The organism is Helicobacter sp. 11S02596-1 (assembly GCF_002272825.1).
Taxonomy (GTDB): Bacteria; Campylobacterota; Campylobacteria; order Campylobacterales; family Helicobacteraceae; genus Helicobacter_J.
In genome coordinates, this window is sequence record NZ_MLAM01000036.1 from 1 (window position 1) to 753 (window position 753).

Sequence of the window (753 nt, forward strand, 5' to 3'; positions counted from 1 at the left end):
ATCACATCTCATAACGCCACCATCAATGGGGATATTAACAATTCGGGTGGCACTACGACTATCACAGCCAATGCCACGACTATCAAGGGTTCTATCACTTCAGCAAGTAATCTCACCTTAAATCTTGGAGCAAATTCCGAGCTACTCTTGGGGATGAGTGGAAAAGATTCGCATATCAATACCCTGATTGGCACTGCCCCAACTCCTGCTTCTAGTAGCTCTAGTGATGGCAAAGTTTCAGGTGTTGGTGGTGCTGATTCTATGGATAATCTCCCTACTAACACAAACCTATCCCCCCAATATCTCATTGATCTCACCAATACCAATCATCTCAATACCCCCAAAGCTAGCTATACCACCCTTACCATTGATACATTACAAAATCTTAGTAATGCCCGCTTCAATGTAAGCTATAACCCTGAAGCCAGTGATAGTGCAGATAATAATCAAAAAGCTGACCATATTATTATCTTAGGCGTAGCTAATCCAAGTGGTGTTGATACTTCTGCTGCATTCACCCCCCTAGAAAATACCCTTGCGCTTTATGCCAATACCAATTCAAAAGAATCCTTAGGCGATCTTTCTTCTAAAAACATATTAGTCGCTTCGGTAAAGAATACGATTGATAGCAGTGGGAAAATTGCTACGAGTAGTTCGGGTGGTGCTAATGATACAGCGGGTGTTATCTTCAAACCTGTCTCTACGGTTACCCAAGGCTTTGATGATGTGATTACCACATTTAGAACACAAACA

The 753-nt window shown here is 42.0% G+C and carries 1 protein-coding gene; it reads left to right on the top strand.

Annotation, left to right across the window (positions count from 1 at the left end; translation table 11 throughout):
- On the top strand, positions 1-753 hold a 753-nt coding region (locus BJI48_RS09525), incomplete at both ends, for a hypothetical protein (RefSeq protein ID WP_180763112.1).